Here is a 13,931-nt window from a genome sequence, read left to right on the forward strand (position 1 = left end):
AGGGCGCGCCCCGTCAGTTGACCGGCGTCAGCAGTTCCCGCCCGTCGAGGAACGCCCGGATGTTGTCGAGCTGGAGCACGGCCATCGCCCGGCGCGTCTCGACCGAGCCCGAGCCCTGGTGCGGCTGAAGCACCACGTTGTCGAGCGCAAGGAAGCGCGGGTCGATATCAGGCTCGTTCAGGAACACGTCGAGCCCCGCCCCGGCGATCTTGCCCTGTTCCAGCGCGTCCAGCAGCGCGCCCTCGTCGACCGTGGTGCCGCGCGAGATGTTGATCAGCACGCCGCGCGGCCCCAGCGCCTCGATGGCGGCGCGGCTGACATAGCCCTCGGTCGCGGGACCGCCCACCAGTGCCACGAAGAGGAAATCGACCGCCTCGGCCAGCGCGACGACATCGTCGTGATAGGTCCAGCCCGGCGTCGGCTTTTCGGATCGGGCGTGATAGTGGATGTCCATCTTGAAGGCCGCCAGCCGGTCGGCGATCTCGCGCCCGATCCGGCCCAGGCCGACGATCCCGGCGGTGTTGCCGGTGACCTTCCGGTTGAGCGGTATCTCACCTTCCCGCGCCCAGGCGCCCGAGCGCACATGGGCCTCGCCATTGCGCATGGTGCGGCATTGGGCGATCAGCATGGCGACGGCCAGATCGGCGACGTCGTCGTTGAGCACGTTCGGCGTGTTGGTGACCTTGACCCCCCGTTCGGTGGCGGCGGCCACGTCGATGGCGTCATAGCCCACGCCGTAATTGGCGATCACCCCGAGATTGGGAAAGAGGTCCATCTCGGCACCCGACATCTGCGCGTGACCCTTGAAGGCGATGGCGCGGATGCCGTCGCGCGCGGCCGGGTCGAGACCGGCCATGGCGTCGGGCCCGTCGACATGCAGCGACGGATAGGCCGAGGCCAGCCGGCCGCGCTCTTCCGCGTTGAGGCTGGCACCTGAGGTGAGAAGGATCGCATCTGCCATTTCAAATACCTTTCAGCGGTTTAGAGAAGCTTTCGAATGCGCGACAGCGCTTCGAGGATATTCTCGGTCGAGTTGGCATAGGAAAACCGCAGATAGCCCTCGCCCCAGGCACCGAAGGAGGTGCCCGCCACGGTGGCCACGCCCGCCTCGTCGAGAAACCGGTCCTGCGCCTCTTTCGCGCGCATCCCCGTGCCCTCGATGTTCGGAAAGGCATAGAACGCGCCGGCCGCGTCGGCGCAGCGCACACCGGGCAGCGCGTTCAGTTCGCGCACGATCGCCGCGCGCCGGGCGTCGAACTGGGCCACCATCTGGCGCACCGCGTCCTGTGGGCCGTTTAAGGCCGCGATTCCAGCATATTGCGTAGCGGCGTTCACGCATGAATGGTCGTTGATGCACAGCCGCGTGACGTGGTCGACGCACGCGTCGGGCCAGACCGCATAGCCCAGACGCCAGCCGGTCATGGCGTAGGTCTTGGACCAGCCGTCCAGCATGATGAGACGGTCCCGAATGTCGGGATACTGCAAGAGGCTGACATGCTCTCGCCCGTCGTAAAGCATGTTGGAATAGATCTCGTCGGACATCAGCGCCACCTGCGGATGCGCCGCCAGCCCTTCGACCAGCTTGTCGATTTCCGCGCGCGGGGTGACGCCGCCGGTGGGGTTGGCGGGCGAATTGATGATGATCAGCCGTGTCGCATCGGTGATCTGCCCCAGCACCTCCTCGGCGGAAAAGGCAAAGCCGTTTTCCTCGCGCAGGGCGATGGGCACGGGCGTGGCGCCGGAATAGCGGATGACCGATTCGTAAATCGGAAAACCCGGGTTGGGATACATGACCTCGGCCCCGGGTTCGCCGAACATCAGCACCGCGAAAAACATGGTCGGCTTGCCGCCGGGCACCACGACCACGTTGTCGGGATTGACCTCGACCCCGTGCCGGCGGTTGAGGTCGGCCGCCACCGCCTCGCGCAGGGCGGGGATACCGTTGGCGGGCGTATAGCCGTGGTGGCCGTCGCGCAGCGCCTTGATGCCGGCCTCGACGATATGCTCAGGCGTTTTGAAATCGGGCTGGCCGATGCCGAGATTGATGATGTCGCGGCCCTGCGCGGCCAGGGCTTGCGCGCGGGCAAGAACGACGAAGGCGGATTCGGTGCCGAGCCGCGACAGGCTTTCGGCGAAGTGCAGGTTCGGCATCGTGTCCCCCTCCCGTGCGTCTGGCGGCGGGTCTGCTTTTGGATTTGGTATACCAAGAATGGGGGCGGGATAAAGCGGGGAGTTTCGGGGCCGGCATCGGAAAGCCTGTGGCCCGGCGCCGGCGCCGGGCGGAGGGCTGGACCGGCGCGCTCTTACCGAAAGCTCGCCAGCCACCCCAGGCTGTCGTCCGTTGGGCCGGTGGGCTTGTATTCCGCCCCCAGCGGCGCCATCCAGCCCAGCCCCTCGATCACTTCGAAGACATGGGCGAAGCTGACCTCGCCATGGTCGGGCGCGCCCCGGTCGGGGACCGAGGCAAACTGGATATGGCCGATAAGCGGCAAGAGCGCCTGCAATCTGTGGGTCAGATCGCCCTCCATGAGTTGCACATGGTAGCAGTCGAACATCAGCTTCAGGTTCGGTGCCCCCGCCGCCTCGATCAGCCCGCGCGCCTGGTCGGTGGTGGTCAGGAAATAGCCCGGCGCGTCGTAGCGGTTGAGCGGCTCGATCAGGATCGACATGCCGTGGGGCGCGGCGGCGGCGCAGGCATGGCGCAGGTTGGCGAGAAACACCGCCTCGGCCTCGGGCCCCTCGGCAAAGCCCGCCATGACATGCACCTTTCCGGCCCCGATGTCGCGGCCATAGGCGATGGCCTCGTCGATGGACGCGCGCGCGTCGGCCTCGCGCCCCGGCAAGGCCGCGAGACCGTTTTCCCCCGCCTCAACGTCGCCGCGCACCGTGTTCAGCCCCAGCATGGGCAGGCCGGTCTCGTTCAGCGCGGCCTTCACCTCGGCGGCGGGCACGGCGTAGGGCCAGTGGCATTCGACCGCGTCAAAGCCCGCTTTCGCGGCCGCGCGGATGGCATCGGGCAACGGCCGATCGGCCCAGAGAAACCCCAGATTGGCGGAAAATTTCATCCGTCCCACTCGATGTCGAATCTCTTTGCCACGGCGGAAACCTGGTCGTCGGACAGGGCCCGCGCCCCGGCCCCGCGCGTCAGCAGCGCCAGACGGGCCGTCGCCTCCATCTCTTCCACCGCGTTGCAGGCGGCCTCGACGTCGCGGCCGGCCACCACCGGCCCGTGATTGGCCAGCATCACCGCGCTGCGCTTGCCCGCAAGGCCGCGCACGGCCTCGCCCATGGCCGGGTCGCCAGGCAGAAAGAATGGCAAGAGCTTGACCCGCCCGAGCTGCATGATGGCGTAGGGGGTGAAGGGGGGCAGGAAATCGTCCTCGTCCGCCTCGGGCATCATCGACCACGCGACCGAGTGGCGGGAATGCAGGTGCACCACCGCGCCCGCCGTGCTGCGCGTGTCGTAAAACGCGGTGTGCAGCGGCATCTCCTTGGTGGGCTTGTCGCCGTCCACATGGGCGCCCGACGCGTCGAACCGGCTGAGGCGGCCCGGGTCGAGCCGGCCGAAGCTGGTGCCCGTGGGCGAGACCAGAAGACCGCCGTCGGCGGTGCGCGCCGAGATGTTGCCGGTCGAGCCATGGGTCAGCCCCCGCTCGAAGAGCGACCTGGCCAGCAGGCAGAGCCGCTCGCGCAGGCGGGTTTCCTCGCTCATTCCGCCTCCAGCCGTGACAGGGCGTCGGCAAAAAACGTCTCGGCGCCGAAATTGCCCGATTTCAGCGCCAGCGCCAGCCGCGCCCCGGCGCTGTCGCAATAAGTCCAGGGCACGCCGGGGGCGATCTCGGCCCCGATATCGAGGCGCGTCACCCCCAGTGCCTGGGTCACCGCGCCCGAGCTTTCGCCGCCGGCCACGACGAAGCGCCGCGCGCCGCGGTCGCGGGCAGCGACCGCCAGCCGCGCGAGCGCCGCCTCGACGACCTCGCCCGCACGCACCGTCCCCAGCGTCTCTTGCGCCGCGCGCACCTCTTCGGGGTCCGCGGTGGCGTAGATCAGCGGCGCCGCCTCGAGGGATTGCTTTTCCAGCCAGTCAAGCGCCGCGCCCGGCCCCTCTTGCGCCAGCCCGACGGGGTCCAGCCGGAAGTTGGGCGCGGACTGCGCGTAAAGGGCGACCTGCGCGCGGGTCATGGCCGAGCAACTGCCCGACAGCACGATGGCGCCGGGGCCAAGCGCGGCCGGCGCGGGGCGGGCGGCGGGGGGCGCAAGCGCCCCGGCGCGGATCAATAGCCCCGGCAGCGGCATCGCAACCGCGCTGCCCCCGGTCATCAGCGGCATGTCGCGGCAGGCCTCGGCGATGACCGCGAGGTCGTCGTCGGCCACCGCGTCGACCACCACATGGGCCACGCCCTCGTCCGCCAGCCGCGCCAGTTCCGCCTTCAGCGCCGGGGCACCCCTGGCCACGGTCAGCCGGTCGGCCAGCCCGACCGCCCGCGTGACCTGCGGCTGCAACAGGCGCATCAGGTTCGAGTCGCGCATCGGCGTCAGCGGGTGATCCTTCATCGGGCTCTCGGCCAGGGGCTGGCGCCCGACGAAGAGATACCCCATGAAGATCGCCCGCCCGTTCTCGGGGAAGGCCGGGCAATAGATGGTCTGGGCGGTGCCCAGGTCCTGCATCAGGGCCTCGGCCACCGGGCCGATATTGCCTTGGTCCGTGGAATCGAAGGTCGAGCAGTATTTCCAGAAAAACCGCTCGGCGCCCGCTTGCCGCAGCCAGCCCAGCGCGGCGCGGCAGGACGCGACGGCCTCGGCCACCGGCGCGGTGCGGCATTTCAGGGCGATCACCTCGAACGGCGCCGTGTCGCGGGGCGGGCCATCGGGCACCCCGATGCGCAGCGAGACAGGCACGCCGCTGCGCGCCAGCAGGCCGGCAAGGTCGGTCGCCCCGGTAAAATCATCGGCGATGGCACCCAGCAGCGTGGCCATGGGGCTACCCCTCGCCCGGCAGCGTCAGCCCCGCGTTGCGGGCATAGATCTTCGTCACCGCCGCGTCGTCCTGCTGCCCCAGCCCCGTGCCCGAGGCGGCGACGAATTGCTGAAGCGCGGCGGCGACCAGCGGCGCGCTGAATTTCGAGGCGCGGGCGATGTCGGAGACGATGCCCAGGTCCTTCAGCCAGATATCGACAGCGCTGAGCGGGGTGTAATCGCCCGCCACCACATGCGGCGCGCGGTTTTCCAGCACCCAGCTGGTGCCCGCGCATTTCGGAATGACCTCTAGGAACTGCTCGGGGCTGACGCCCTGGGTCATGCCGAAGGTCAGCGCCTCGCCCATGGCCGCCAGCTGCACCCCCACCAAAAGCTGGTTGACCGCCTTCATCGCCGAGCCGGGCCCGGCCGCGTCGCCCAGCGCGAATACCGTGGCCGCCATCGCGTCGAGAACCGGGCGCGCCTTGGCAAAGGCCGCGGGCGCGCCCGCAGCCATGACCGCCAGCGAGCCGTCGGCCGCGCGGACCTGCCCGCCCGAGATCGGCGCATCGAGATAGAGAAGCCCCGCCTCGGTGCAGCGCGCCTCCATCCGGCGGGCAAAATCGGGGGCCACCGTGGCGCAGCTGACGATCACCGTGCCGGGGTCGAGATGCGCGGCGATGCCGGCCTCGCCGAACAGCACCGCCTCGGTCTGGGCCGCGTTCACCACGACCACCACCACGACGTCGCGGCCGGCATAGTCGTCCGGCCCCTCGATCACGCCGCCGCCCGCCTCGCGGAAACGGGCGCAGGGCTCGGGGCTCACATCGGCACCCATCGTGTCGATGCCTGCGCGCAGCAGCGACGTGGCCACGCCGTAGCCCATCGAGCCCAGGCCGATCACGGCCGCTTTGGTTGCGTCGGTCATCCTCATCCTCCCTGGTTCGCCGCCGGGCCGCCGTCTTGCGCGCCGGTTCCCGTCCAGACCGCATCGAGTCGTAGCATGGCGGCCGAGAAATGGTATACCAAAAAAGATGGCCCCAGCCTGCCCGATTCAGGAGACACCATGAAAGACGTGCTTAGCGGAATCCTCCCCGTCGCCCCCACCCCGTTTCACGAGGATGGCAGCGTCGACGGGCCCGGCATGCGCCGGGTTCTCGATTGCATGATCGACCAGGGGGTCGACGCGATCTGCGTGCTGGCCAATTATTCCGAACAGTTCCTGCTGTCGGACGAAGAGCGCGCGATGCTCACCCGGCTCTGCCTCGAACACGTGGCAGGCCGCGTGCCGGTGATCGTGACGATCAGCCATTTCGCCAGTGCCGTGACCGCGGCGCGGGGCCGCGAGGCGGCGGAGCTCGGCGCGGCGATGGTGATGATGATGCCGCCTTATCACGGCGTCGGGCTGGTGCCCTCGCCGCAAGGCATCTTCGAGCATTTCGCGGCTGTCTCCGATGCCGCGGGCATCCCGATCATGGTGCAGGACGCGCCGCTTTCGGGCGTGTCGCTGCCGGTGCCGCTCTTGGTGCGGATGGCGCGCGAGATCGAGCATGTGAGCTATTTCAAGATCGAAACGCCCTTTGCCGCCGACAAGCTGGCCGCGCTGATCGCCGAGGGGGCGGAACACATCGTCGGCCCCTTCGACGGCGAAGAGGCGGTGACGCTCTTGGCCGATCTCGATGCCGGCTGCACCGGGACGATGACCTCGGCGCTGCAGCCCGAACGGATCAAGCCAATCCTGACCGAGCACCGCGCCGGCAACGATGCGGCGGCGTTGCGCCACTGGCAGGACTGCCTGCCGCTGATCAACCACGAAAACCGCCAATGCGGGCTGAGGGCGGCCAAGGTGGTGATGAAGGAAGGCGGCGTGATCGGGTCCGACCACGTCCGCCACCCGCTGACGCCCATGTCAGAGCGCACGCGGACCCGGCTGTTGCAGATGGCCAGAGAGCGGGACCTGATCGCGCTGCACTGGGGGACATGACGGGTCGCAGCGCGCCGTCCTCCTCGCTCGTCCCCCGCCCCCGCTTCTTCTTGGCTCAAATACCCCAGCGACGGCCCGTGTCGCGCCATTGGTCCGAGTGGCAATGGCGAGGGGGCGGAGCCTCCGGCCGATCGCCTTGCGCTGCGAGGCGAAGCCAATGCACGCACTGGATTCCAAGCGTGCGGACACGCTTGCCCGAACATATCCAATTCCTTCGCGGCCCGGCGCGGCGGGTCCGACCGCGCCGGCCAATGCTGCTCAGCCCAGATCGCCGGGCAACAGCGCGTCGGGCATGTTCTGGTAGCAGACCGGGCGCAGGAAGCGCCGGATCGCCAGCGTGCCGACAGAGGTGTGCCCGAAATTGGTGGAGGCGGGGTAAGGCCCGCCATGGACCATCGCGTCGCACACCTCGACACCCGTGGGATAACCGTTGGCCAGCACCCGGCCGGCCTTGCGCTCCAGCACCGGCATCAGCTTTTGCCCCAGCGCGGTGTCGCCGTCATCGAGATGCAGGGTGCAGGTGAGCTGCCCTTGCAGGGACTGCGCGATCTTCAGCATCTCCGCCTCGTCGGCAACGCGCACGATCAGGCCGAGCGGGCCGAACACCTCTTCGCCCAGCGCCTCGTTCTCCAGCCATTCCTTGCCCGTCGTCGCAAAGAGATAGGGCGTGGCATTGCGCAGGTCGCACATCGATGTCAGCACCTCCTGCACGCCACGGACGCCCGCCACCCGGTCGCGCCCGGCCCGGTAGGCCTTGGCGATGCCATCGGTCAGCATGGTCTGCGCGCCGAACGGCTCCAGCGCCTTGGTGGCCGCCTCGATAAAGGCGTCCGCCTCGGGGCCGTCGATCAGCACGGAGATACCGGGATTGGTGCAGAACTGCCCCGCGCCCATGGTCAGCGACCCCGCCCAGCCCTTGGCGATGTCCGCGCCGCGGGCCTTCAGCGCCGCGGGCAGCAGGAACATCGGGTTGACCGAGCCCAGCTCGCCGAAGAACGGGATCGGCTCGGGCCGCGCCGCGCAGAGATCGTAAAGCGCGCGGCCCCCGCCCAGCGAGCCGGTAAAGCCCACCGCGTTGATCAGCGGATGCTGCACCAGCGCCTGGCCCACGTCGCGCTTGCCGCCCTGGATCAGGCTGAACGTGCCCGGATGCACGCCCGAGGCGTCGATCGCGGCCTTGATGGCCTCGGCCACGATCTCGCCCGTTCCCGGGTGCGCCGAATGCCCCTTGACCACGACCGGGCAGCCGGCGGCCAGCGCCGAGGCCGTGTCGCCCCCGGCGGTGGAAAAGGCCAGCGGGAAGTTCGACGCGCCGAACACGGCCACCGGGCCGATCGGGCGCTGCACCATCTTGAGGTCGGGCCGCGGCAGCGGCTGCCGGTCGGGCAGCGCCGCGTCATGGCGTCGGTCGAGATAGTCATCCTTCAGGATATGCTCGGCAAAAAGGCGCAGCTGGCCGGTGGTGCGCCCGCGCTCGCCCTGAAGGCGCGCCTCGGGCAGGCCGGTTTCCTGGGTGCCGATCTCGGTGATCGCCTCGGCCCGCGCCTCGATCTCGTCGGCAATGGCGTTGAGGAAGGCCGCCCGCTCTTCGCGCGAAGAATAGCCGTAGGACCAGAATGCCTCTTCCGCCGCCGCGCAGGCGCGGTCGACCAGCTCGGGCGTGCCGATACTGTAATCATGGGCCGGCCCGTGCGCGGGCTCGGAGCGGAACGTGTCCGCGCCGGCCACCCAGTCTCCGGCGATCAGGTGTTTGCCATGCGGCGTGAATGTCGCTTTGTCTAGCATCTCGTTCCCTTTTTTCCCTGGCGCGCCTGCCCTGTCCGGGGCGGCCCGGCGGCCCGAGCCGTCGGGGGAAACGCGCGGCGTCCCTCTTCCGATGTGGCCCACGCACCGGCCGCCGTCAATCGCTGCGCCGCCCCGGGCATCATGTGGCGGGGCGCGGACGCGCGTGCACAGGCGGGGCGCGCACCGCAAATGGTCCCGCCGCCAAATACCGAGTCACTTGCCAATAAGCCGGGCCTAAAAACCGGCCATCGCGGCGCTCGCCTGGCTTGCATGTCGGGATATCGTCGCGGCGGCTCTGAATAATTCGCGGTGTCATTACGGCTTTACAAGAATCTGGTGTGTCGCAGTCACGCAGCGGCGGTGCGTCTGCACGGCCGCCTATCATCCAGCAAATGGAGCAAGTGATGAAAAAGACGCTTATCCCTTCCCTCGTCCTGACCACGGCCCTGTCGGCGCCGGCGTTCGCCGATTCGCTGACCCGCGTCGCCACGGTGCCCCTGGGCGGCGAGATCACCGGGATGTTCCTCGAAGGCGATGACCTGTTCTTCAACGTGCAGCATCCGGCCGACGACCTCGGCACCGATTTCGCCCTCGCCACCGTCGGCGTCGTGTCCAACGCCGATTTCGGCGCCCCGGAAATGCCCGTGCCCGAAGGCGACGACAAGAAGGTCGTCAAGACCGCGCTGGGCGACTACCAGGTGCCGGTGCAGCAAGGCGCGTTCGACATGATCGGCAAGATCGTCGGCGTGGACGGCGAGATCAAGCAGTCGAACGACCCCGACTTCAACGCCTTCGTGCGCACCGGCGCCAGCGAAGGCTACCTCTTTACCAACTGGGAAGACCGCCCCGGCGGCATGTCGCGCGTCAAGCTGGCCCGCGCCGAAGACGGCACCTGGTCGGTCGATGAAACCGACGCCATGATGCTGGATTTCTCGGGTGTCCACGGCACCTGGGTGAACTGCTTCGGCACGCTGTCGCCCTGGAACACCCCGCTGACCTCGGAAGAGCTGTATTTCGACGACACCGCCGAGTGGAACAACCCCGAGTACAAGTATATCGGCGACGTTGCCGGGCTGGAGGAGTACCTGGGCGAGTACCCCAACCCCTACCGCTACGGCTATATCGTCGAGATCAACAATCCCGCCGGCAAGCCGGTCCCGACCAAGCTGTTCGCGCTGGGCCGCTTCAGCCACGAGAACTCTGTCGTGATGCCCGACCGCAAGACCGTGTATCTCTCCGACGACGGCACCGACGTGGTGTTCTACAAGTTCGTGGCCGACCGCGCGGGCGACCTGTCCTCGGGCACCCTCTACGCCGCCAAGATGACCCAGATGGCCGAGCCGGGCACCGCCGCCGCCGAGGCGGGTTTCCAGATCTCGTGGATCGAGCTGGCGCACGGCTCGAACGCCGAGATCGCCGGCTGGGTCGCCGAGTATGACGGCATCACCCAGGACGATTTCGCCGCCGGAAAAAGCTCGTACATCTCCGACGCGGACGTCGCCGCCTGGGCGCGCGGCGAGGCCGCCGACAACCGCGCAGCCTTCCTCGAAAGCCGCAAGGCTGCCAAGGCCAAGGGCGCGACCGCCGAGTTCCGCAAGATGGAAGGCGTGAACATCAACCTCGACGCCGCCGCCGACGGCTCGGTCCCCTACATGTACATGGCGATGTCGGAAGTCGCCAAGGGGATGTCCGACGACGCCGGCGATATCCAGGTGGCCGAGAACAAGTGCGGCGTGGTCTACGAGATGCGCCTCGACAGAAACTACAACGTGTCGATGATGACCCCGGCCGTGGCCGGCGGCGCCTACGACAAAAACGCCGAGGCCAACGCCTGCGACGTGAACGCCATCTCCAATCCCGACAACCTGCTGGTGCTGCCCACCGGCCAGGTGCTGATCGGCGAGGACACCGGCAAGCACGAAAACAACGCCATGTGGGTCTGGACCCCGAACCGCACCGCGATGTGATCGCGCCCGTTTCGGACCAGACCGGGGGGCGGGGCGACCCGCCCCCCTTGCTTTTCAGACGCCCTGCGATGACCCGCCTTGCCTTTGCCGGCCATTCGCTCGCGCCGCCCAGCGGTGTTGGCCGCGATCCCGGATGCCAAGATCGACAAGGACACGGCCCCTGCCCTGCCCCTGCGATACCGCCAAGGGCCCAACGTCAGGCGCGACCGGGCCACGCAATCGCCGCCATCCCCGTGCGGGTGTCGGACCGGCAGCGCCCCGGCCCGCCAATTTTTCGGTAGGCTCAGGACTCCGGATCGAGACTGCGCAAATAGGCGTGCAAGGCGGCGACCGCGTCGTCGTCGAGCGCGAATTCCGGCATCTTGTCGAACCCGTGCAGCGCGCGGCGCAACGCACCCAGCGGGATGCCCCTGATATCGGGGGTTTCGTCGTCGCCGGCGCCGGTCTCGCCGTGGCAGATGATGCAGTTGGTGTTGAAGATCCCTTGCCCGAGGCCGTTTTCCGTGGCCCAGGCGGGCGTCACGGCGAACGAAACGAACAGCAGACTGGCTGCGCGCAGCATCTTGTCTCCGTCTGGCTTGTGGTCCTGATGCACGGGCACCTTGGCCGCGTCATGTGACGGTTCGGTGACCGGAGGATGCGACGAACCGCCCCTGCCGGGGACCGCGCAGCGCGCCTTCGGTGCGTCGCCCGCCCGAGATTGGCCCGAAGGGCGCGCCCAGCGCGATTGAGGGATTAAGCGCGTCGCGCGTATGCTTTCCCGAAAGCGGCCCCGGTCAGGGGCCGGTGTCTGCGCCGGAGGCGGATTTGCTCAAGATCAAGGATGCCGAGACGGCAGCGGAGTTCGATGATGTGCGGCTGCTGTGCTGGGAGTATCGGGATTTCCTGCTGCGGCTCGGCCCCGCGGACGCGGACATCGTGAGAGCGTTCTACCCCAAGGACAAGTATGCCTCGATCATGGAGCGCCTCGAACAAGAGCACGCTCCTCCGGCCGGTGCCCTCAAGCTCGCCCTGAAGGACGGCGCGCCGGTCGGATGTGGCATGTACCACACGCTGATGCCCGGAACGGCCGAAATCAAACGGGTCTATGTACGGGAGAATGCGCGCGGCCTCGGTGCCGGCCGCGAACTGATGCTTGCACTCGTTGCGCAATGCCGTGCCAGCGGATTTTCACGCATTTTCATGGACACTGGCGTTCCTCTGGAAGCCGCGCAGCGGCTCTATCTTTCCATGGGGTTCAAGTTGCGCGGGCCCTATCAGGAGATCCCGGAATCGGTACGCGACCGCTTGATCTTCTTTGAGATGTATCTTTGACACCGGGAGCGCAGCCTTCGGCAGAACGCGAAAACCGGCACATTGGCATAGCCTGCAACCATGTCCCAAGAGGCGTTGCGCTGCACGACGCTGGCCTCTCTGGCCAAGCCGCGAGCTTAGCCAGCCACCCCGCCGGGCCCCATCAGCCCGGTATGCGCGACGATGCCCACCATCAGCGGCGTCAGCGCCTCGGCAATGCGGCCTTGCGCGGCGCCCAGCGCGGCCAGGCCCGTCGCCGGGTCGTCGGGGGTGTCGGCGAATTCCATCACCAGATCCTCGACCATGCCGCGCTTGAAACCCGGATGCCCGATCAGGCCCAGGCAATTGCCGTTCAGCGCGAAAATCTCGGGGTCGCCGTCCGGCCCCTCGGCCAGCACCTCGGCGCTCTCGGGCAAGGCGGGGCGGTCGCGCAGGTAATGGGCCAGCGCAAACCGGTCGGGCAAGTGGCCGCGCAGATGCCCCGGCGCGGTCGCGCGCACCTCGTCGACGGCAAAGCGAAGCGGCGCATCGGCCGCCCCGCCGCCCGCCGCGACCGACAGGATCAGCGCCCCCAGCCCGATGCCCACCACCGGCAGCCCGGCGTCGAGAAACGCGCGGGTCAGGCGGAACTCGGGCGCGGCGCTGGGCAGGATGTGCCCGCTGACCAGCCCATAGGGCCCGCCCCCCAAAAGCCATAACCCATCGAAGCCCTCGGGCCCGAACGGCAGGCTGCCGCCATGGGTAAAGGGCCGAAAATAGCGGAACCGCACGTTGCGGCCCTCGAGATGGTCCTCGATCAGCCCCAGATACTCGGCCTCGGTATGCTGGATGACGGCGATGGTCTTCATGGTGCGGGCTCCACGGCGGCAAGGATCGCAGCGGCAAAATCGGACGGGCTCACGCCCGGCGTCTCGATCCCCCCGGCCTCCAGCACCTGGGCCGCCGCGCCGGTCAGCGCCGCCGCGTCCAGCGCCACACCTTTCAGCGCCGCTGCCAGCCGGTCCAGTCCGTCGGGCGGCAGGCAGGTCAGATCGCCCGAGATCATCAGGTCGGCGACACGGCCCTCGCGGTTGAGCAGATGCACCCGGATCAGCCCCCCCGGCGCCTTGACCGCGCTTTCGGTCAGGTGGGTGTCGGCGGCGATCTTGACCCCCAGTTGCACCAGCTTGCGCCCCTGCATCTCGACGAAATCGGGGGCGGTCAGCTCGGCCTCGGCGGCCTCGATCGCGCGCCACTCGGCATCGGTGGGCCGGTCGATTTCCGGCTCCAGCCCCAGCACCTCGTGGCAATGGTGGAAGAAACGGGCCAGCAGGTCGTCGCGGGCGGGCGGCGTGGTCAGCTCTCGTGCCATGGTGGTCATGTGGTCGTTCAGGGTCTGGCGCAGCTTGTCGCGGAATTTCTCGGACGGCACGCGCAGGCATTTCGCCATTGTGGCGGTGTCGAAATCGTACATGAAAGAGCCAACCATCACCGTGGCCTCGCCGATCGAGGCGGCGCCGGTGCCGCCGATCTTGCGCCCGTCGACATGGATGTCGTTGATCGGACGGTATTGGGCGGCGATGCCGAAATCGCGGTATGTGCGCAGCACAGGCTCTATGAAGAGCGGGTAAAGCTCCGCCGCGTGGCGCGGCGCGCGCGCCCTGGGGAAGACGAAACGGGTAAAAAGCTGGTCACGGTCGAGATAGACCGCGCCGCCCCCCACATGCCGGCGATAGACGGGCAAGCCTTGGGCCGCGCAATAGCCGGTATCCACCTCGCGGGCGATTTCCTGGTGCAGGCCGACGCAGACATAAGGGGTGTCAGGCGAGGCGAGCGAGAGCATCGGCTCGGAGGCGGATGTCACCGTTTCGGCCAGCCCGTGATAGACGGCCTGGCTGCGCAGGGCGCCGACCAGCCCGAAATCGAGAACCCTGAGGCGCATTCCGGTAATCTCCTTTTCCACGCGC

At 68.4% G+C, this 13,931-nt stretch carries 13 protein-coding genes; 3 read left to right on the top strand and 10 right to left on the bottom strand.

The annotated features are described in order from the left end of the window. Nucleotides 1–13: 13 nt before the first annotated feature. The 6 genes from Ga0609869_RS14650 to ltnD form a co-directional block, all read right to left on the bottom strand. On the bottom strand, nucleotides 14–961 hold the full coding sequence (locus tag Ga0609869_RS14650) for a 2-hydroxyacid dehydrogenase (RefSeq protein WP_125403914.1): 948 nt from the start codon (nucleotides 959–961) through the stop codon (nucleotides 14–16). Nucleotides 962–981: 20 nt separating this feature from the next. After that, nucleotides 982–2,151: a pyridoxal phosphate-dependent aminotransferase gene (locus Ga0609869_RS14655; protein WP_125403915.1), complete on the bottom strand. Its 1,170-nt coding sequence runs from the start codon at nucleotides 2,149–2,151 to the stop codon at nucleotides 982–984. A 152-nt stretch (nucleotides 2,152–2,303) separates the two neighbouring features. Next, a complete protein-coding gene (locus Ga0609869_RS14660) occupies nucleotides 2,304–3,065 on the bottom strand; it encodes a hydroxypyruvate isomerase family protein (RefSeq protein ID WP_125403916.1) in 762 nt (253 codons plus the stop codon). Further along, nucleotides 3,062–3,712, bottom strand: a complete 651-nt coding sequence (gene otnC, locus Ga0609869_RS14665; RefSeq protein WP_125403917.1) for a 3-oxo-tetronate 4-phosphate decarboxylase — start codon at nucleotides 3,710–3,712, stop codon at nucleotides 3,062–3,064. The genes Ga0609869_RS14660 and otnC overlap by 4 nt, the downstream gene beginning before the upstream one ends. Continuing rightward, nucleotides 3,709–4,977, bottom strand: a complete 1,269-nt coding sequence (gene otnK, locus Ga0609869_RS14670; protein WP_125403918.1) for a 3-oxo-tetronate kinase — start codon at nucleotides 4,975–4,977, stop codon at nucleotides 3,709–3,711. The genes otnC and otnK overlap by 4 nt, the downstream gene beginning before the upstream one ends. 4 nt (nucleotides 4,978–4,981) lie before the next feature. Next, the gene (ltnD, locus tag Ga0609869_RS14675) at nucleotides 4,982–5,884 is read right to left on the bottom strand and encodes an L-threonate dehydrogenase (RefSeq protein WP_125403919.1); all 903 of its coding nucleotides are present in this window, start codon (nucleotides 5,882–5,884) and stop codon (nucleotides 4,982–4,984) included. Nucleotides 5,885–6,022: 138 nt separating this feature from the next. Here ltnD and Ga0609869_RS14680 point away from each other — a divergent pair, with 138 nt between their 5' ends. Continuing rightward, the gene (locus Ga0609869_RS14680; RefSeq protein WP_125403920.1) at nucleotides 6,023–6,940 is read left to right on the top strand and encodes a dihydrodipicolinate synthase family protein; all 918 of its coding nucleotides are present in this window, start codon (nucleotides 6,023–6,025) and stop codon (nucleotides 6,938–6,940) included. Nucleotides 6,941–7,198: 258 nt separating this feature from the next. On the opposite strand, the gene Ga0609869_RS14685 is transcribed toward Ga0609869_RS14680, so the two are convergent. Further along, entirely contained in the window at nucleotides 7,199–8,725 is a 1,527-nt protein-coding gene (locus Ga0609869_RS14685) for an aldehyde dehydrogenase (NADP(+)) (RefSeq protein ID WP_125403921.1), read from the bottom strand. A 404-nt stretch (nucleotides 8,726–9,129) separates the two neighbouring features. Between Ga0609869_RS14685 and Ga0609869_RS14690 the strand changes: the two genes are divergently transcribed. After that, nucleotides 9,130–10,692: an alkaline phosphatase PhoX gene (locus Ga0609869_RS14690; RefSeq protein ID WP_211336787.1), complete on the top strand. Its 1,563-nt coding sequence runs from the start codon at nucleotides 9,130–9,132 to the stop codon at nucleotides 10,690–10,692. A gap of 283 nt (nucleotides 10,693–10,975) precedes the next feature. Here Ga0609869_RS14690 and Ga0609869_RS14695 read toward each other — a convergent pair whose 3' ends face one another. Next, nucleotides 10,976–11,254, bottom strand: a complete 279-nt coding sequence (locus tag Ga0609869_RS14695; RefSeq protein WP_125403923.1) for a c-type cytochrome — start codon at nucleotides 11,252–11,254, stop codon at nucleotides 10,976–10,978. Between the two features lie 245 nt (nucleotides 11,255–11,499). Between Ga0609869_RS14695 and Ga0609869_RS14700 the strand changes: the two genes are divergently transcribed. Beyond that, nucleotides 11,500–12,006, top strand: a complete 507-nt coding sequence (locus tag Ga0609869_RS14700) for a GNAT family N-acetyltransferase (protein ID WP_245972154.1) — start codon at nucleotides 11,500–11,502, stop codon at nucleotides 12,004–12,006. A gap of 116 nt (nucleotides 12,007–12,122) precedes the next feature. Here the strand turns inward: Ga0609869_RS14700 and Ga0609869_RS14705 are convergent, their stop codons facing one another. Beyond that, entirely contained in the window at nucleotides 12,123–12,833 is a 711-nt protein-coding gene (locus tag Ga0609869_RS14705; protein ID WP_125403925.1) for a type 1 glutamine amidotransferase family protein, read from the bottom strand. Next, nucleotides 12,830–13,906 (bottom strand): lipoate--protein ligase family protein, encoded by a 1,077-nt coding sequence (locus Ga0609869_RS14710; protein ID WP_125403926.1) that lies wholly within the window; start codon nucleotides 13,904–13,906, stop codon nucleotides 12,830–12,832. Before Ga0609869_RS14710 ends, Ga0609869_RS14705 begins: the two co-directional genes overlap by 4 nt. Between the last annotated feature and the right edge of the window lie 25 nt (nucleotides 13,907–13,931).

It is taken from the genome of Rhodovulum iodosum, from assembly GCF_041020385.1.
Lineage (GTDB): Bacteria > Pseudomonadota > Alphaproteobacteria > Rhodobacterales > Rhodobacteraceae > Rhodovulum > Rhodovulum iodosum.

Excerpts from the sequence above, each read along its gene's own strand:
- Ga0609869_RS14650 (WP_125403914.1), bottom strand. The coding sequence starts at position 961 with ATGGCAGATGCGATCCTTCTCACCTCAGGTGCCAGCCTCAACGCGGAA.
- Ga0609869_RS14655 (WP_125403915.1), bottom strand. The coding sequence starts at position 2,151 with ATGCCGAACCTGCACTTCGCCGAAAGCCTGTCGCGGCTCGGCACCGAA.
- Ga0609869_RS14660 (WP_125403916.1), bottom strand. The coding sequence starts at position 3,065 with ATGAAATTTTCCGCCAATCTGGGGTTTCTCTGGGCCGATCGGCCGTTG.
- otnC (WP_125403917.1), bottom strand. The coding sequence starts at position 3,712 with ATGAGCGAGGAAACCCGCCTGCGCGAGCGGCTCTGCCTGCTGGCCAGG.
- otnK (WP_125403918.1), bottom strand. The coding sequence starts at position 4,977 with ATGGCCACGCTGCTGGGTGCCATCGCCGATGATTTTACCGGGGCGACC.
- ltnD (WP_125403919.1), bottom strand. The coding sequence starts at position 5,884 with ATGACCGACGCAACCAAAGCGGCCGTGATCGGCCTGGGCTCGATGGGC.
- Ga0609869_RS14680 (WP_125403920.1), top strand. The coding sequence starts at position 6,023 with ATGAAAGACGTGCTTAGCGGAATCCTCCCCGTCGCCCCCACCCCGTTT.
- Ga0609869_RS14685 (WP_125403921.1), bottom strand. The coding sequence starts at position 8,725 with ATGCTAGACAAAGCGACATTCACGCCGCATGGCAAACACCTGATCGCC.
- Ga0609869_RS14690 (WP_211336787.1), top strand. The coding sequence starts at position 9,130 with ATGAAAAAGACGCTTATCCCTTCCCTCGTCCTGACCACGGCCCTGTCG.
- Ga0609869_RS14695 (WP_125403923.1), bottom strand. The coding sequence starts at position 11,254 with ATGCTGCGCGCAGCCAGTCTGCTGTTCGTTTCGTTCGCCGTGACGCCC.
- Ga0609869_RS14705 (WP_125403925.1), bottom strand. The coding sequence starts at position 12,833 with ATGAAGACCATCGCCGTCATCCAGCATACCGAGGCCGAGTATCTGGGG.
- Ga0609869_RS14710 (WP_125403926.1), bottom strand. The coding sequence starts at position 13,906 with ATGCGCCTCAGGGTTCTCGATTTCGGGCTGGTCGGCGCCCTGCGCAGC.